The organism is Psychrobacillus sp. BM2 (assembly GCF_048572895.1).
Taxonomy (GTDB): Bacteria; Bacillota; Bacilli; order Bacillales_A; family Planococcaceae; genus Psychrobacillus.
In genome coordinates this window covers 2,124,376-2,142,758 of the sequence record NZ_CP183878.1, presented here as the reverse complement: position 1 = coordinate 2,142,758, position 18,383 = coordinate 2,124,376, and the positions used below count along the sequence as shown (strand labels likewise).

Here is an 18,383-nt window from a genome sequence, read left to right as displayed (position 1 = left end):
CTGCTAAGGAAGTTTCCCTTTCTTATGTAATCATTGTCCGTTAAAATATAGTTAGCATAATTTTCTTTACATAGGGGGAAGCGAAAGCGTTCATATGACATTAGATAAAATGAGAAAAACGACGTTTAATAATGCAACACTTGATGAATGGGAGCAAGTAGCCCTCAAATCATTAAAAGGGAAAACATTGGAGTCGCTATCTACGAGAACATTAGAGGACATCATTTTGAAACCGCTTTATTCTTTAGAAGATCTGGGCAATATTCCAGTATCACTAACGGCAATTGTTCGGGAAGCAAAAAAATCTTCTCAGTGGTTAATCGCTCAAATTGCAGAAGGATCTACAAGTGAAGAAATACTTAAAGAAATCACAGAATCGCTTGCAAAAGGTAATGATGTTGTTCATTTCAAATTAGAAAAAGAACATACTTGGAATACGGATCAAATAAAGGAGTTAGCAGCTCTATTGACGAATCATACTGCTATTCTAGATGTATCAGATAATCCGGGTTTTTTAAATCATTTTACTGACCTAAAAGGATTAGTAATTGGAGCAGAGGATGTGGAACTTCCTAACGCTAGAACATATTTCTTAAATGGATCATCAATCCATCAAGCAGGTGGGGACGCTATTAGCGAGCTAGCAAGCGTACTAGTAAAAGCAGATGCTTTTGCAGGCGAAACTAGCATTGAGAAGCTTGTTACTAAAGCATTCGTACAATTTTCCGTGGAAAATAATTTCTTTATGGAAATAGCGAAAATTCGTGCTTTTCGTATCCTTTGGCAAGCTTTCGGCCAAGCATATGGGAATACAGACATAGCGGCAATCCCTGTACATATAGAAACTTCGTTGCGATCTTACTCCGTATTAGATGCAAATGTTAATATTTTGCGGGCGGGTAATAGTGCCCTAGCAGGCGTTCTTGGTGGGGCGGATAGTTTGACGACGTACCCACATGATTATTTAACCGGAGCTACAGCAACATCTAAGCGGATCGCCCGTAATATGCAGCTCGTACTAAAAGAAGAAACGCATATCCAGCATGTTGTTGATGCAGCAGGTGGTTCTTACTATGTGGACACATTGACTAATGAGCTCGTTGAAAAAACGTGGACATACTTTTTAACGTTAATGCAAAAAGAAACGGTAGAAGATAGAGAAAGTATGCTTTTAGAACGGGCAAAAGTAAAGTGGGAGGAGCAGCTTGCTGCACTGTCTACTCGTAAAAAATCATTAATTGGAACGAATACTTATGCAAATCCTGATGACGTACTTAAGAAGCCTATTAAATTCACTGGTTATAAGCGTCTAGCTGAACCTTTTGAGCAATTACGAAAATCATTCGAAGACAGTCCATTAAACACCGCTATTATTCCATATGGTATTTTAAAAGAATATAAAGCTCGCATAGACTTTGTTAGCGGATATTTAACCGCATTAGGAATATTACCAATCGTAGCACCGGAAAACTTAAAGCCATTCGATCTACAAAAATGGATAAATGAACAGAATATCCACTATATAGTTTTTGTTGGTAACGATGAACAAACGGCTGGTTTAGTTCCCGCATTATTAAATGAAAAACTGTCCGTACCAATGGATGTTGCCGGTAAATTTGAGGAGTATGAAGACTGGCTAGATGCCGGATTGTCTGGATGTATCTCTGCTGGACAATCGCTTCTTGAAAAAGGGCAGCAACTTTTAGCCTTTGCTAAAAAGGAGGATTCAAATGACAATGCCTAATTACGATAAAGTATCCATTAAAGAAGTATTACTAAAAGAGGACAATACTAAAATATCAATAACCGATTCCTTTTTAACAAATGAAGGAATTCATTTAAAACCTATGTATAACAAGGAAGATACATCTGAATTGGCCCATATAAACGACCTTCCAGGTATCGAGCCGAACACTAGGGGCCCTTATCCAACGATGTATGTTGCGAAGCCATGGACAGTTCGCCAGTATGCTGGATTTTCAACAGCAGAGGAAAGCAATGCTTTTTATAGAAGAAACTTAGCAATGGGACAAAAAGGTCTATCGGTTGCATTTGATTTAGCGACGCATCGTGGCTATGATTCGGATCATGAACGAGTTACGGGAGATGTAGGGAAAGCAGGAGTGGCTATAGATTCAGTCGAAGATATGAAGATTTTATTTGATGGGATTCCGTTAGATCAAATGTCTGTTTCAATGACGATGAATGGTGCTGTGCTACCAATTTTAGCATTCTATATTGTAACCGCGGAAGAACAAGGGGTATCTCTTGAGAAGCTAGCAGGTACTATACAAAATGATATTTTAAAAGAATATATGGTTCGTAATACGTATATTTATACTCCGGAAATGTCTATGAAAATTATTGCGGATATATTTGCTTTTACTGCTCAAAAGATGCCTAAATTTAATTCTATTTCTATCTCGGGTTACCATATGCAGGAAGCTGGAGCTACTGCGGATATTGAGTTAGCTTACACTTTAGCTGATGGATTAGAATATGTTCGAACAGGTCTTGCAGCTGGAATAGATATTGATGCCTTTGCCCCACGACTTTCATTTTTCTGGGCCATCGGGATGAATTATTTTATGGAAATTGCGAAAATGCGTGCTGCTCGTAGAATATGGGCACAAATGATGCAAAGCTTCGATCCGAAAAACCCTAAATCACTTGCTCTTCGAACACATTCTCAAACATCAGGGTGGAGTTTAACGGAGCAGGACCCATTTAATAATGTTACAAGAACGTTAATAGAAGCAAATGCAGCGGCAATGGGTCATACACAGTCCCTTCATACGAATGCTTTAGATGAAGCAATTGCCCTGCCGACAGATTTCTCTGCACGAATTGCTCGAAACACACAACTATTCCTGCAGGAAGAAACGAACATGACGAAGGTAATCGATCCATGGGGCGGGTCATACTATGTCGAAACATTAACGCATGAGTTAATGGAAAAAGCATGGGCTTTAATAGAAGAAATTGAAGAGCTTGGCGGTATGGCAAAAGCCATTGAAACTGGTCTACCTAAGATGAAAATAGAAGAGGCAGCTGCCAAAAAACAAGCACAAATTGACTCTTCAAAAGAGGTAATCATTGGTGTTAACAAGTATCGTTTAGAGCAAGAAGATGCTATTGATATTTTAAATATAGACAATACAGTCGTCCGTCAAAAACAAATGGAACGTTTAGAAGAAGTAAAAGCTAAGCGTAATGAGAACGCAGTACAAAAAGCGTTGACTGATTTAACGGAAGCAGCAAGAACTGGAGAAACAAACCTATTAGAATCGGCTGTTATAGCTGCTAGAGAACGAGCAACTATTGGTGAAATCTCCGATGCAATTGAAGTAGTGGCAGGAAGACATAAGGCGGTGATTCGTTCTGTGAGTGGTATTTATAGTGCAAACTTTAATGATGTAGAAGAGATTGATGCAGTGAAACAAATGGCAGAGGACTTCCGAGAAAATGAAGGTCGTCGTCCGCGTATTTTAATCGCCAAAATGGGTCAGGACGGGCATGATCGTGGAGCGAAGGTTATTGCTACTGCATTTGCCGATTTAGGGTTTGACGTAGATATTAGTCCTCTTTTCCAAACACCTGCAGAAACAGCGCTACAGGCAGTAGAAAATGATGTCCATGTTGTCGGAGTTAGTTCATTAGCTGCTGGGCATATGACCTTAGTTCCTTCATTGAAAGAAGAGCTAGCTAAGCTTGGTAGAGAAGACATATTAATCGTAGTTGGTGGTGTTATCCCAGCACAGGATTATGCTTTCCTACGTGAAAATGGTGCTTCTGCCATTTTTGGACCAGGAACAGTTATACCTGTTGCAGCACAAAAAGTCATTGAAGAGATTTACAAGCGTCTTGGCTACGAGGAAGTGGAAGCTTAATGTCAAAATCGGATAAAACAGAAGAATCTTCAATGCATGTGATGAGTGGTATTAAATCGCAACATGATGGTATGGGGAATGCTTCTATTAAAAAGTTTTCCAAAAGAAAGCCTCTTCAAATCGATGAGGAGGAATACATCCGGCAAATTCAAGATGGCTCCAGATTGCATTTAGCAAAAGCAATAACTTTTATTGAAAGTACTGTAAATGATCAACAGCATATTGGTCAGCGATTATTGAAAAACCTGCTTCCTTATACTGGTAACAGCATTCGTATAGGAATAACTGGAGTTCCAGGAGTAGGAAAGAGTACATTTATCGAGGCATTTGGGAAAATGCTATGCGATCAGGAGTTTAGAGTTGCAGTACTAGCTATCGATCCTAGTTCCTCTTTGACAGGCGGAAGTATTCTTGGAGATAAAACAAGAATGGAAGAGCTTGCAAAACACCCTAATGCTTTTATAAGACCTTCACCAACTGCTGGTACACTAGGGGGGGTGCATAAAAAGTCTCGCGAGACGATGCTTCTATGTGAGGCTGCCGGATACGATGTGATTTTAGTCGAAACGGTTGGTGTAGGTCAAAGCGAAACCATTGTACGTGGAATGGTGGATTTCTTTTTATTATTAGCGCTCACAGGAGCAGGTGATGAACTACAGGGGATGAAAAAAGGAATAATGGAGCTTGCTGATGCAATTATTGTCCATAAAGCAGATGGCTCCAATGAAAAACTAGCGAAAAAAACAGTTGCAGAGTATAAGCAGATTCTCCATTTCTTAGCACCTTCCACACCGAATTGGAAGACACCAGCCTTAGCAGTATCTTCTCTGCATAAAATTGGCTTAGATATTGTTTGGGAGAATATACTTCATTTCGAGCAAATGATGAAGGAAAAATCTGTATGGCAACAAAGAAGAAAAGAGCAAACAGTGGAATGGTTTAAAACAATGATTGTAGATCGATTATATGATGACTTTTTTTCTTCCAATGTAAAAAAACAATCAATGACAACATTAGAACAATTAGTGCGAGATGAAAAAATAACGGTTTCCCAAGCGGTCGACGATTTATTTTCCTCGAATCCAAACCAATAATCTGATAAGATAAAATTAGTTTAAAAAAGGAGAGTGGCAAAAATGAATATGGATTTCAATTTATATATGAATGATATACTTGTGCAAGCTCGTGGAGAAATGGATGCAGCTGGGTTTGAACAACTTAAGACACCTGAAGAAGTAGATGCTGCATTTGCTCGTCAAGGAACAACTTTAGTGATGGTAAACTCAGTTTGTGGATGTGCTGGAGGAATTGCACGCCCTGCTGCTGCTAACTCAGTACACTATGATAAACGTCCAGACCATTTAGTAACTGTTTTTGCAGGTCAAGACAAATTAGCTACTCAACAAGCACGGAATCTATTCGGAGATGATCACTTACCTTCATCACCATCATTTGTACTACTAAAAGATGGACAACCGATAGCAGAAATTGGCCGTCATGAAATAGAAGGTCATGCACCAACTTCAGTGATCACGCACTTACAAGGATTATTTGAAGAATATTGCGAAGAAGTATAAAAAAATAAAAACCAGCGGAAGCATACAGATGCATTCGCTGGTTTTTATCATTTCTTAAAGGACGAAGCTTAGACCGAATAGTAATGTCGACATGACCATTACAAAAATCATTAAATAAACAATAATTTTACGAAATTTTTGGTTTTGCATAATTTCTCTCCTTTAGCTTGTACCTTTATTTTAACAAAAACATAAAAATGCACAAGAGGTAGAGTTTTTTTTTTGAAATAGGTACAATAGAATAAGGTAAGTGTTTTAAAAAAAGGGGTGTAAAAATGGAGAATATTGATCATATTGGTATTGCTGTGAAAAGTATAGAAGAATCTCTTCCTTATTACACAGATACATTGGGGTTAAAACTATTACATATTGAAGATGTTCCATCTGAAAAAGTTCGTGTAGCTTTTATCGATAGTGGCAATGTCCATTTAGAATTACTTCAACCAATCGATGAAACAAGTGCGATTCATTCATTTATAGAAAAAAAGGGTGAGGGAATCCATCATATTGCTTTTGGTGTTTCTAGTATTCAACAACGTTTGGACGAGTTAAAAGAAAAAGGTGTTCGACTTATACAAGAAACTGCCAAAGCAGGTGCTCACGGTGCTCAAGTAGCATTTATTCATCCGAAGTCATCTCGTGGAGTACTATATGAATTAGTCGATAAAACCGGGGGAGCGAAGTAATTATATGGATATTTATGAAAAAATCAATGACTTATATGATCGTAAACGTAAAATCGAACTTGGTGGTGGGGATGACCGAATCGAAAAGCAGCATGAAAAAGGTAAGTTGACTGCTCGCGAACGTATTGAATTACTAGTAGATAAGGATTCATTTGTAGAGTTAAATCCATTCATCAAGCACCGCACAGTTGACTTTGGAATGGACAAGCAAGAAGGCCCTGGTGATGGAGTCGTAACTGGTTACGGGAAAGTAAATGGCCGTCCAATTTATTTATTCTCTCAAGATTTCACCGTATTTGGCGGAGCTTTGGGAGAAATGCATGCACTTAAAATTGCTAACGTCATGGATTTAGCAGCCAAAAATGGAGCGCCGTTTATCGGCTTAAATGATTCAGGTGGTGCTCGTATTCAAGAAGGTGTGGTTTCACTGGATGGATATGGTCAGATTTTTTATCGTAACGCAATTTATTCGGGTGTTATTCCCCAAATCTCTGTCATTTTAGGTCCATGTGCCGGTGGTGCGGTATATTCGCCTGCTATTACCGATTTTGTGTTTATGACAGATGAAACAAGCCAAATGTTTATCACGGGACCGAAAGTAATCGAAACTGTTACTGGGGAAAAAATTTCTGCGGAAGATCTAGGTGGCTCGAAAGTACATAATACGATAAGTGGAAATGCACATTTCCGTGGGAAAACAGAAGAGGAAGTATTAGAAAGTGTTCGATTACTACTAAGTTATTTACCGCAAAGCTTTGAAGAAAAGCCCTCGATAACTGATGTAAAAGAAGAAGATAATTATCGTCCTGATTTATCAGATATCGTTCCTTTTGAAGCAATTCGTCCTTACGATGTTCGGAAAGTTATTGAACAGGTCGTTGATACGGATTCTTTCTTAGAAGTGCAAAAAGAATTTGCTAAAAACATTGTCATTGGTCTAGCTCGTATTAACGGCGAGGTAGTGGGCTTAGTATGCAACCAACCAAAAGTAATGGCTGGAGGTCTCGATATAGACTCATCAGACAAAGCAGCTCGTTTTATACGTTTTTGTGATGCATTCAATATTCCGATCATCACGTTTGAAGATGTAACTGGATTCTTCCCTGGTATAAAACAGGAACATGGTGGAATTATTCGTCATGGCGCTAAAATACTATTTGCATATTCAGAAGCAACCGTTCCTAAAATAACGGTTATTTTACGAAAAGCATACGGAGGAGCTTATGTTGCTTTGAATTCCAAATCTATTGGAGCAGATGTTGTTTTTGCGTGGCCGAATGCTGAGATAGCAGTAATGGGACCAAACGGTGCTGCAAATATTATTTTTGCTCGTGAAATTGCCCAAAGTGATAATCCAGAAGCAATTCGTGCAGAAAAAATAGAAGAGTACCGTGAAAAATTTGCCAATCCATATGTAGCAGCTTCTATGGGAATGGTCGATGATGTTATTGACCCAAGAGAAACTCGCATGAAGCTAATACAATCATTAGAAATGATGCGCAATAAAAAAGAAACTAGACCAAATAAAAAACATGGTAATATTCCATTATAAAGGAGACTTTTAATTGAGTAGATTAGTAGAAGAGTTTTTAGAACTTGTTCAAATAGATTCTGAAACAAAACATGAAGAAGTAATTGCACCAATATTAAAAAGTAAATTAGAACAGCTTGGATTTTCTGTAATTGAGGACGATTCTGCTGCTAAAACTGGTCACGGTGCCGGCAACTTAATTGCAACATTAAAGGGGTCTAACGCAAATGTAGACCCAATATATTTCACTGTCCATATGGATACTGTAGTACCCGGTAAAGGGATTAAACCAGTTATTAAAGAAGATGGTTATATATATTCGGATGGGACAACCATTTTAGGAGCAGACGATAAAGCTGGGATAGCCGCATTATTTGAAGCGATTCGTCGTTTGAAAGAACGATCAATTGAACACGGAGATATTCAGGTTGTTATTACGGCTGGAGAAGAAAGTGGTCTAGTAGGAGCTAAAGAATTAGATGCTTCTCTCTTAACTGCTAAATATGGCTATGCGATTGATAGTGATGGGACTGTTGGTGGTATTGTAACGGCTGCTCCTTACCAATCAAAACTATGGACGACTATTACTGGAAAAACTGCACATGCTGGAGTTGCACCTGAAAAAGGTGTTTCTGCCATTACTTTAGCTGCTAAAGCCATCTCTGCTATGAAGTTAGGTAGACTGGATGCAGAAACTACCGCTAATATCGGACGTTTTGAAGGTGGACAAGCAACAAATATAGTATGTGATGAAGTGCATATTCTATCTGAGGCACGTTCGATCAATAAAGAAAAACTAGATGGACAAGTTGCACATATGGTTGCAACATTTGCAGAGACTGCCGAGAAATTTGGTGGTAAAGCAGTAACAGAAACACAATTAATGTACCCAGGCTTCCATTTTGAAGAAGATCATTCTGTCGTACAGATTGCTAAACGTGCAGTAGAACGTATCGGAAGAACTGCTGACATTAAAACTAGTGGCGGAGGTAGCGATGCCAATGTGATTGCTGGATTTGGAATCCCTACTGTTATACTATCTGTAGGTTATGAAGAAATTCATACAACAAATGAACGTATGCCTATTGAAGAGTTAAAGAAACTAGCCGATTTAATAGTAGAGATCGTTCTAGTGGCGGCAGAATAAAATAGGAGGTGAATTTTGTTGAGCAATGAAAAAGTTGTAGTATTTCAATGTGGAAATGAAGAATATGCAGTTTCCATTGAGCATGTAGTCTCTATTGAGAAATTAGAGCATGTAAACCCAATCCCACATTTACCAAATTATTTAATTGGGTTGATGAAAATTCGCGGAGAGCTAGTGCCAATTATTGATTTCGAACAAATTTTGTATAATCGTAGTGGTGTTGATCAGGAATTAGCGAGAGTAGTTACCATGCACACGGAAAATATGACGGTTGGGCTTCTTGTAAAAGAGGCGAAAGAGATTTTAGATATTGAACAGGAAAATCTTAAGCAAATTGGTTTAGTGAATTATACGAAAACACGTTATTTCACAGCGGTTGCAAACCTAGAAAATCGAATGATTACAATCGTGGATGCTTCTATTTTGGTAAGTTCTTTAGAAGGCTTTAATGATATTCAATCTTATGTAGACGAAGTTAAGAAAGAAGAGACAATCAATAACTAGTTTCATGATTTAGTCAGGGAAGGTAGCTTATATAGCTACCTTTTTTGAAGATAAATTTTTATGAGTCCAAAACCCAGTGTTCTTGGATGAATAAAGCAACTATTCATCTACGCTGCTGGTTTCCGTTTCAGGTGGAAGCGTTCCGTGGGCGCTGCCTTAGCTTTGGGTCAACAGGATGTTGGTCATGAAGGCGTTGCGATCGCGTTGTGACGCACTTAGCCTTCCATCCTTAAACACTGTGGGGTCTTCGACTAGCGCTTTTTCTCAAAGAGTCGCCACCCTCTACTACAATGAAATAGCGAGTAGTACTTATAAGATATGGCAAAGCATTCCCTTAGATATAGGTTATAGGTTTGTCAAAAGTTTGGATTGAGATAAACTGTTTGTAATTGCTGTTGATTTAGAAATGCTATTATTCAATGACAGAGGAAGGCAGACAATTTTCTTTTACTAGCGGAAATAAAGAGAAGTAGTAAGAGTTTAACTGATAAAGAAGGGAAGTAGCGAACGAAATTGCATCTTCGTGAGCTTGCTCTATGAATAAGAAAGCAGCTTATCTCTAGTTATCCTAAAACGCTCTAACCTGTTTCTAAGTGGTGTAGGAGTACGACGGATAGTCTAATGCCATAAGATTATCGAAAAAAAGTGATATTGGTTGTGTCCTTCACAACCAATGTCACTATAAATTCACTCGATCATCATATAGCAAAACATCTGTCCAAAGTCCTTCGAAAAAGATAGAAAAAGGTTTTGGCCTAAAAAAGAAGGAGGGGAATGACTTGTCGGGAAAACATAGAATTATTTTTCACTTAGATATGAATAGCTTTTATGCCTCTGTGGAACAAGCGCATGACCCCTCATTGAAAGGAAAGGCTATTGCCATTGCAGGCAATCCCAAAGAAAGACGGGGGATATTGGTTACATGCTCGTATGAGGCAAGGGCCAAAGGTGTGTATACAACCATGTCTGTTTGGGAGGCTAAACGAAAATGTCCTGAACTGATTTTATTGCCCCCAAACTTTGAACGCTACCGAATTGCTTCTAAAGCAATGTTTGAAATTTTAAGGTCTTATACTCATCTTGTAGAGCCAGTTTCCATAGATGAAGGGTATATAGATGTAACGGAAGTTGACATGAACAACGATGCAGTAGGGTTTGCCAAATCCATTCAGGATCGTATTATCCGTGAGCTTGATTTGCCTAGTTCTATTGGAATCGCTCCTAACAAATTTCTAGCTAAAACAGCATCCAACATAAAAAAGCCCATGGGTATAACTGTTTTACGGAAAAGACAGGTTGGAGAAATTCTTTGGCCCCTCCCAGTAATAGATATGCATGGAATAGGAGAAAGTACTGCAACAAAATTGGAATCGATCGGCATTAAATCTATAGGAGATTTGGCTAACGCAAATCCTAATTTACTTAAAGAAAAACTAGGGAAAAATGGAGTCCGACTTCTAAATCGTGCAAATGGCACTGATAATAGACCGGTAGATCCTGAATCTATTTATGATACAAAGAGTGTTGGAAATTCAACAACATTACCTTATGATGAGTCGAATATAAAAGAGCTAGAAAAGGTATTTATTCGTTTGTCGAAAAAAGTAGCTGCCAGACTAGATGCAAAAAATTTAGCTGGACGGTCTATTACGATACATATACGGGACGCTAATTGGAAAAACAAAACGAGAAGTAAAACAGTAAATAATCGTCTATATAAGGAACAGGAAATAAATCAATTGGCATTAGAACTATTCTGTGCTTCTTGGAATGGTGATGCGATACGTTTATTAGGCGTGACTGTGAATAATGTCTATGACAAGGGAGAATCGGTAGAGCAGCTGTCTATCTTTAACTTTGAAGAACATGCAAAAGAAGAGCCGATATTAAAGCTTGTAGAGCAATTACAAGGTAAATTCGGAGAAAACAGCATTAAGCGGGGCATGAAAATAAAAAAGAAACCTTCACTGGAATCCAAAACAAGTTTTAGTAAAGACTTCTTAGATGATCATCAAGATTAATGTTTAAAAAACTTTGATGTACAATTGTTTTAATACGTTAGTGGATATATATCAGATATGGTTTATAGTATTGTTTTGTTTTTTTACATACATGAAAATTAAGGGTAGACTAACAATATAATTATTGAGTTACCTAGAGTTTATATAACTATAAAATGTCCCATCGAATAAAGGAAGTGAGTAAATATGCAGTTATTATTTTTAGGTACTGGAGCAGGAATGCCGTCGAAACAGCGAAATACGACTTCTACAGTTTTAAAACTATTAGATGAGCGAGGAACGTTCTGGATGTTTGATTGTGGGGAAGCCACCCAGCATCAAATTTTGCATACGACACTGAAGCCTCGTAAACTGGAAAAATTATTTGTAACACATTTGCATGGAGATCATATATATGGACTTCCTGGCTTGCTCGGATCCCGTTCTTTTTTAGGCGGGGAGGAACCTCTTACAATATATGGACCAACAGGGTTGAAAAATTGGATTGAGGTAACTCTTGCTATATCCAAAACTCATGTGAAATATCCACTTTCAATTATAGAGATTGAAGAGGGAATTATATTTGAAGATGAACAATTTATAGTGGAAGCAAAATTATTAGAACATGTAATACCTTGCTTCGGATACTCGGTTAAACAAAAAGCCCTTGCGCCAGAACTTTATATTGAAAAAACAGATGTTTTAGGAGTTCCAAGAGGTCCTTTATTAAAACAATTAAAAGAAGGACAAGATGTGGTGCTTCCAAATGGAATAATAGTAAAGAGTGAAGATGTAACTGGAGAACCGAGAGAAGGCTTTAAAGTAACGATACTTGGAGACACAAAATACTGTGAAAACTCCATAGCTTTGAGTGGAGATGCAGATATTGTCGTCCATGAAGGAACATTCGACATAGATACTGCTAAACTTGCACGCCTTTATGGGCATTCAACAATAGTTGATGCAGCCGAAGTCTGTCAAAAAGCGAATGCTAAGCACTTAATCGTTAATCATATTAGTGCACGATTCCTGTCATCTGATTTAAATAAAATGCTTGCCCAAGTCGAAAATTATAGTTTTCCCATTTATATCGCCGAAGATTTTACAGAATATAATTGGATAAATGGTTCAATAATCAAACATAAATTATAAAAGAGATTCCGAACGAAGCATGCTTCACTCGGATTCTTTTTTCTTCTCTACGATAACTAAGCTCACAGTAGCAATAGGTCCTATAACTAATGATAGAATAAACCAATTAAGACTTCTGTTTTTCCCTAGTGCAATGCCAGCATTAGTCCCGCATTAACGGGCAGTATGACTTCCACGTAAAGGCTTGGTTCAAGCACCAAAGAATAAGTGGGAGATAACTGCCCGTAAATGCCCGAATGGTTCAACTAACAATCAGTGGGGAATAAGAACTCCCCACTGATTGTAGTTTCACTTTTTAAAAGCTAGTGTGCCCCAGCCGACAAAATATGAACTTTCATTCTAACTACACCTCTTTATTGCAAGCATTTCTTTATCAGGATTCAAATAGTTTGCCAAGTTCCCGAGATCTGTTTTGTGCAGCTTGGATACAAGCAAAGATAGCTTCATTTACTTTATGCGCCATTAACTGCTCTAAGCCTGCTTCTGTAGTACCACCTGGACTTGTCACTCTTCTACGCAGTTCTTCTGGTTCCGCATCACCATTTTTCAGCATTTGTGCGGCACCTTCCATTGTTTGTATAAATAATTGACGAGCATCGCCCTTTTCTAAACCATATTTAATTGCAGCTGATTCAAACTGTTCCGCGAAATAATAGAAATAAGCCGGGCCACTTCCGGAAAGTGCAGTAACAACATGTAAATCTTCTTCTGCTACTACTTTTACAGAACCAATCGATTCTAAGAGATCAATGATGAGTAGTTTGGATCCATCTGAAATAAGCTCGTTCCAGCATATAGCTGATGCACTCATTCCAACAGCAGCAGAAGTGTTTGGCATAACACGTGCAATTGGTCTATTGCCTAAAGAGTTTAAAATGGTCTGGATGCTGATACCAGCAATAACTGAAATTATCGTTGCATCTTTGTTTATATATGGCGCCAGACTATTTAACGCATCATTTGCGTCTTTTGGTTTCATCGCTAAAAAAATTATATTCGCTTCAGTTATTGCTTTTTTCTGTTCACATACGATTTGTACATCATACGTTTCTTTTAAATAGTTAAGCTGGCTTACATCTGATTTATTCGTGACGTGAATAAATTCGGGTGAAATTTTATTTCCTTTGGTTAATCCATTTATAATCGCTTCTGCCATAGCACCCGCGCCAACAAATACAATCTTCGTCATATAAATTCCTCCCTTTAATAGTGCCTAACTTTCATTCATGTAAATAGAGCGGTATTAAAACAAAATAAAAAAGCGCTCTCGTCCCATATATAATAAGGACGAAAACACTTGTTTTCCGCGGTACCACCTAAATTTGCCGAAAAATTTCAGCACAACTTAATCCTTCGTATCGAGAAGGTACGACCATGTTTGCATAGTAGCTCCGAAGTAGGTTCTATATACGAGCGGGAGGTGAAACTTGCAGCGGGTCATTTCACTCTCTTAACTCCATCATATATGTACTAATCTTCATCTTAGCTTTTATATTCTGAATTAAAGAAATTATATGCATCTTATTAGAAAAAGTCAACCATATTTCCGTGACGGCTACCATAATTAAGGGTACAATGTAATGAATGACTATTCATTAATAAGGAGAATTCAAATGATACATAAAATTATAATTCCTACTCCATTTGCGGTAGGGGATGTAAACGCATATTTAGTAAAGGGCGATGCTTTGACATTAATAGATGCTGGACCAAAAACAGAACTTGCTTTAACGGCATTAACACAAGGGATTAAAGAAGCGGGCTATAACCTTACTGATATTGAGCAGGTTGTTTTAACACATCATCATCCCGATCATGCCGGCTGGACGGAGGCTTTTGAACAAGCAACCATTTTAGGGCATGAATACAATCAAGTTTGGATGACTCGTGACGAAGAATTTTTACAGTATCATGATCGTTTCTATCTACAATGTTTAAAAGAAGAAGGGGTACCGGAGGAATATTTTAATTGGGTTGAGAAGATGAGACGACCTTTGAGCTTACTTGGAAGTCGATCGTTAGACAGCTATTTATATGAAGGGGATATATTGCCGGGGCATCCGGATATTCAAGTACTTGAAACGTTAGGGCATGCCCAAAGTCATTTAGCATTTTGGTCTGAAAGTTCAAAAGTTCTTATTGGTGGGGACCTAATACTTGAAAAGATTTCTTCCAATCCTTTAATTGAGCCACCGTTAAATGCACATGCAGAGCGTCCAAAATCAATGTTACAATACAATGAATCATTAAAAAGAATCCAACAGTTACCTATCAAAAAAGTTTATAGTGGGCATGGCAATGAAGTGTATAATATTCAGGAGCTTGTTGCTACTAGACTGGAAAAACAAAAAGAGCGGGCACTTAAAGTACTGGATATGATGCAAGAGGGGGAAAAAACAATTTTTGAATTAACTAAACAGTTATTTCCCAAAGTATACGAAAAAGAACTAGGATTAACCCTTTCTGAAACCATTGGTCAAATAGATTATTTAATCGATGAAGAGCTTATAACGGAAAAACGAAGCGAAAAAGGAATTCTGTTATATGAACAAGGCTAAAAAAATTCTTATCACTGGTGCTACTAGTGGGGTTGGATTTATGCTTGCTAAAGCTCTACATGAAGCGGGCCATGAAATATGGGCTACCGGTAGAAATACCATTGCATTGAATAGTTTAACAACCATTGGAATACATACAATTGAAGCGGACTTAACATCCGATCGATCTTTCGATTCCCTTTTTATAGACATGGGTACACCTGATATAGTTATCCACTGTGCTGGTGTAGGTACCTTTTCATATCTATTGGATATGGATGAACGAGATATGGAGAAAATGCTTCAGGTAAACGTATTAGCTCCTATGAAACTTACAAAGTACTTTGCAAAAAAGATGAAAACTCGCCGCAGTGGTCACATTATATTTGTAGCATCCCAAGCAGGTAAAGTAGCTACCCCTAAGGCTTCTGTGTATGCAGCATCTAAGCATGCCATAATCGGGTTTGCAAATGCTATTCGAATGGAACTGAAAGAGTTTGGTGTGGAGGTTACAACTATCAATCCAGGGCCAATTGATACGCCATTTCTCGATTTAGCTGATCAATCGGGCAATTATAGAAGCAGTATGAAAAAACATCTATTAGCCCCAGAAAAAGTAGTCGTGTCAATTGAACGAGTAATTGAGAAACCAGTAAGAGAAGTTGACCTTCCTTCTTACATGAGTATTACAAGTAAACTATATGCGATAGCCCCATCAATTGTCGAAACAGTTGGTAAAAAGTATTTCAAAAAAAAATAAAATCTAAAAAACCGACTTTTCCTCAAAAATAAAGGAGAAATCGGTTTTTTAGTAGAGTCAAATAAGAAAGGTATCGATATATTTCAAATTCATGAAACTTTTCGTTGGTATCTATTTAGTAATTCATCAAGCTCTTGGCTACAAGTGACGACAATTGGATGAGTAAAACCAAGAATTTTCGCCTTTCTATACATATCTTGTTTCTTTAGCTCAATTCGTAGTAATAATGCTTTTTGGTGCAAATGACTTTTCACAATATTTCCTCCGTAGTGTGTATTTAGCTTCATTTCTTGGAGTGTATATCTAGTAGGTAATGTAGCAACTTGCTTATTGTATAATAAGGAAATTGCAAAGATTGTCGGATTGTGAAAAAATATTAACTTTTCACAAAAATGTCACATTTATATAAGTTCTAACATATTTATTGATACATTTAAACAATACTACTAGACATTGCTTTGAAGATTAAAGTGTATAAAAATGTTCCATGAACACCGGGTTTCGTGTACTTAAAAGAATAAATCATACCAGTGATTTCCGTTTCAGGTGGAGACAAAGGAACGATGGCTAAGTGCGCCACCTCTCAAAGGGAAGGCAATCTAAGTTCGCCGCGTCCTACGGCAACGATTGCATAACCCACATCCTATGGGTCTCAACGCCTTCGTGACCAACATCCTGTTGGCCTCCGCAGGGTGAGCGATGAACCATCACCGTCGCTTGCACGTCGATGTGATGTTTCATCTGTCCCACTGATCCTGCCGGAGTCGCCACCTTTCACTGCAATCAATTAGTATGTAGTGCCCCACTATAAGATTTAGCATAGCTTATCGCTAGATGATAAGATTGGTAAGATTTTAGAGAGTGATCAAATTATTTGTCATCACTTTTGCATTAGAAATGTGATTATCCCATGATAGAGGAAGAAAGCAGCTATTCTTTTTTACTAGTGGAAATAAAAGAATTAGTAAGTGTTTGCCCCATAAAGAAGTGAAATAGCGAACGAAATTGCATCTTCGTGAGCTTTCATAATGAATTGGATAGTATCTTTTCTCTAGTTACCCAAAAATGCACGAACCTGTTTCTAAGCGTTGTAGGAGGGTGACCAACAGACAAACGCCATAAGATTATCGAAAAAGGATGCTGGTTGATTGTGACGGACGTCACAATCAACCAGCATCTCTAAAAATTCACTCGGTAATCATATAGCAAAGTGTCTGTTTTAAGCCCTTAGAAAATGATAGAAACAGGTTTTAAAAGGACCGGATTTATTTTTTCCAGTTTTTCCTGGTTTTTCTTATGCAAAGCTACTAAATTGATCACATTAACTTTTTATATAAAAGGATTAAAGGGAGTGGATGAAGAATATTAACAATGAAAACTGAGATTATCAATATAAGGTACAAACGTTGCAAAAATATTAAAAAATGGGGTTTTGGAATTGATAAAAGGAGTTATATTAGATTTTGATGGCTTAATCGTGGATACAGAAACTACTTGGTATGAAGCATTCAAAGAGGTATTTTGGGAAAACCATCATATTAATCTGGATTTAAAAGGATATTCCAGGTGTATTGGAACTGGAAACGATGTTTTATACCGCTATTTCCGGGAAATTGCGGGTGATTCTGTCAATTGTGAATTGCTAGAAGACCATGCAGCAATAAGATACGAAAAACTCATGCAAGCACCTGTACTGCGGGAAGGTGTTCAAGATTATTTAGTTGAGGCTAAACAAAATAATTTGAAAATAGCCCTAGCCTCAAGTTCATCAAAGGATTGGGTGCATACATACTTAGAGAAGCTTAATATAATAGACTACTTTGAAGTCATCAATACAAAAGATGATGTGAGCAATATTAAACCTGATCCCGAGCTATATAATAAAACACTATATGACTTAGAATTGTCGCCAGAAGAAACGATTGTCTTTGAAGATTCCTTGAATGGGTTGAGTGCTGCAAATGAGGCAGGAATTCGCTGTGTCATTGTCCCTAATAGAGTTACAAGTAACTTAAAATTTGAGAACTATGAGTATCGAATAAATTCTATGGGGGAAATCTCTTTAAATGATCTTTTAAAGAAGTTAGATCGCATATAACCATAGAAAAAGGAGTATTAACATGATATTAGAAGCAGTAATGCTACAAGTTAAAAAGGATATAGAGGAAAACTATGAGGATGATTTTCGTCAAGCATCCAAAATTATTTCCTCTTTGCCGGGTTATATATCTCATGAGTTACAGCGTTGTATGGAGGTTAAAGGGAAATATTTACTATTAGTAAGATGGGAAACCTTAGAAGATCATACAATTGGTTTTAGAGAATCGAGCGAATATCAAGAATGGAAGAAACTACTCCACCCATACTATGATCCTTTCCCAGTTGTCGAACACTTTGAGAAAGTGCATTTAATCTAGAATATAAAATAGACTTAAGTCTCACTCTTGTAAAAAGAGAGAGTTAAGTCTATTTTTATTTGTATCCTTCTACAAATCACTTGAAGATAAATAATTAGGTATAATTATAAAAAATAAGTTGTATTTATACATATTTCATGCTACATTATGTATATTAATACTTATTTATTGTATATAAATTC

17 protein-coding genes are annotated in these 18,383 nt (G+C 37.4%); 14 read left to right on the top strand and 3 right to left on the bottom strand.

Going from position 1 to position 18,383, the window contains the following annotated elements:
- Nucleotides 1-94: 94 nt before the first annotated feature.
- Genes ACN6MX_RS10375 through ACN6MX_RS10360 form a run of 4 tightly spaced genes read left to right on the top strand, consistent with a single transcriptional unit; the run spans nt 95 to nt 5,467 of the window.
- A complete protein-coding gene (locus tag ACN6MX_RS10375) occupies nt 95-1,744 on the top strand; it encodes a methylmalonyl-CoA mutase family protein (RefSeq protein ID WP_419958854.1) in 1,650 nt (549 codons plus the stop codon).
- Nucleotides 1,731-3,890 carry a methylmalonyl-CoA mutase gene (gene scpA, locus ACN6MX_RS10370; protein WP_419958853.1) on the top strand — a complete coding sequence of 720 codons (2,160 nt, stop codon included), beginning with the start codon at nt 1,731-1,733 and terminating at the stop codon, nt 3,888-3,890. Before ACN6MX_RS10375 ends, scpA begins: the two co-directional genes overlap by 14 nt.
- Nucleotides 3,890-4,984, top strand: a complete 1,095-nt coding sequence (meaB, locus tag ACN6MX_RS10365) for a methylmalonyl Co-A mutase-associated GTPase MeaB (protein WP_419958852.1) — start codon at nt 3,890-3,892, stop codon at nt 4,982-4,984. The genes scpA and meaB overlap by 1 nt, the downstream gene beginning before the upstream one ends.
- Nucleotides 4,985-5,026: 42 nt before the next feature.
- Nucleotides 5,027-5,467: a BrxA/BrxB family bacilliredoxin gene (locus tag ACN6MX_RS10360; protein WP_419958851.1), complete on the top strand. Its 441-nt coding sequence runs from the start codon at nt 5,027-5,029 to the stop codon at nt 5,465-5,467.
- Nucleotides 5,468-5,521: 54 nt separating this feature from the next.
- Here the strand turns inward: ACN6MX_RS10360 and prli42 are convergent, their stop codons facing one another.
- Nucleotides 5,522-5,617, bottom strand: coding sequence for a stressosome-associated protein Prli42 (prli42, locus tag ACN6MX_RS10355; protein ID WP_175453977.1), 96 nt, complete (start codon nt 5,615-5,617; stop codon nt 5,522-5,524).
- A 125-nt stretch (nt 5,618-5,742) separates the two neighbouring features.
- Between prli42 and mce the strand changes: the two genes are divergently transcribed.
- From mce to rnz, 6 genes are all read left to right on the top strand, one after another.
- Nucleotides 5,743-6,153, top strand: coding sequence for a methylmalonyl-CoA epimerase (mce, locus tag ACN6MX_RS10350; RefSeq protein ID WP_419958850.1), 411 nt, complete (start codon nt 5,743-5,745; stop codon nt 6,151-6,153).
- Nucleotides 6,154-6,157: 4 nt separating this feature from the next.
- Nucleotides 6,158-7,705, top strand: a complete 1,548-nt coding sequence (locus tag ACN6MX_RS10345; protein WP_419958849.1) for an acyl-CoA carboxylase subunit beta — start codon at nt 6,158-6,160, stop codon at nt 7,703-7,705.
- Between the two features lie 13 nt (nt 7,706-7,718).
- Complete coding sequence (locus tag ACN6MX_RS10340; protein ID WP_419958848.1) at nt 7,719-8,831, top strand: M20/M25/M40 family metallo-hydrolase; 1,113 nt, start codon at nt 7,719-7,721, stop codon at nt 8,829-8,831.
- A gap of 18 nt (nt 8,832-8,849) precedes the next feature.
- Nucleotides 8,850-9,335 (top strand): chemotaxis protein CheW, encoded by a 486-nt coding sequence (locus ACN6MX_RS10335; RefSeq protein WP_419958847.1) that lies wholly within the window; start codon nt 8,850-8,852, stop codon nt 9,333-9,335.
- A gap of 779 nt (nt 9,336-10,114) precedes the next feature.
- The gene (locus ACN6MX_RS10330) at nt 10,115-11,356 is read left to right on the top strand and encodes a DNA polymerase IV (protein ID WP_419958846.1); all 1,242 of its coding nucleotides are present in this window, start codon (nt 10,115-10,117) and stop codon (nt 11,354-11,356) included.
- Nucleotides 11,357-11,542: 186 nt separating this feature from the next.
- Nucleotides 11,543-12,487 carry a ribonuclease Z gene (gene rnz, locus ACN6MX_RS10325; RefSeq protein ID WP_419958845.1) on the top strand — a complete coding sequence of 315 codons (945 nt, stop codon included), beginning with the start codon at nt 11,543-11,545 and terminating at the stop codon, nt 12,485-12,487.
- Nucleotides 12,488-12,860: 373 nt separating this feature from the next.
- Here the strand turns inward: rnz and proC are convergent, their stop codons facing one another.
- Nucleotides 12,861-13,676 (bottom strand): pyrroline-5-carboxylate reductase, encoded by an 816-nt coding sequence (proC, locus tag ACN6MX_RS10320; protein ID WP_419958844.1) that lies wholly within the window; start codon nt 13,674-13,676, stop codon nt 12,861-12,863.
- A 424-nt stretch (nt 13,677-14,100) separates the two neighbouring features.
- On the opposite strand from proC, the gene ACN6MX_RS10315 reads away from it, so the two are divergent.
- A complete protein-coding gene (locus ACN6MX_RS10315; protein WP_419958843.1) occupies nt 14,101-15,045 on the top strand; it encodes an MBL fold metallo-hydrolase in 945 nt (314 codons plus the stop codon).
- A complete protein-coding gene (locus ACN6MX_RS10310) occupies nt 15,032-15,784 on the top strand; it encodes an SDR family NAD(P)-dependent oxidoreductase (RefSeq protein ID WP_419958842.1) in 753 nt (250 codons plus the stop codon). The genes ACN6MX_RS10315 and ACN6MX_RS10310 overlap by 14 nt, the downstream gene beginning before the upstream one ends.
- An 89-nt stretch (nt 15,785-15,873) precedes the next feature.
- On the opposite strand, the gene ACN6MX_RS10305 is transcribed toward ACN6MX_RS10310, so the two are convergent.
- Nucleotides 15,874-16,038, bottom strand: a complete 165-nt coding sequence (locus tag ACN6MX_RS10305) for an aspartyl-phosphate phosphatase Spo0E family protein (protein ID WP_340779667.1) — start codon at nt 16,036-16,038, stop codon at nt 15,874-15,876.
- Between the two features lie 1,184 nt (nt 16,039-17,222).
- Here ACN6MX_RS10305 and ACN6MX_RS10300 point away from each other — a divergent pair.
- Together ACN6MX_RS10300 and ACN6MX_RS10295 are read left to right on the top strand one after the other, a co-directional pair.
- On the top strand, nt 17,223-17,882 hold the full coding sequence (locus ACN6MX_RS10300; RefSeq protein WP_419962509.1) for an HAD family hydrolase: 660 nt from the start codon (nt 17,223-17,225) through the stop codon (nt 17,880-17,882).
- Between the two features lie 22 nt (nt 17,883-17,904).
- The gene (locus ACN6MX_RS10295) at nt 17,905-18,201 is read left to right on the top strand and encodes an antibiotic biosynthesis monooxygenase family protein (protein WP_419962508.1); all 297 of its coding nucleotides are present in this window, start codon (nt 17,905-17,907) and stop codon (nt 18,199-18,201) included.
- Nucleotides 18,202-18,383 lie beyond the last annotated feature (182 nt).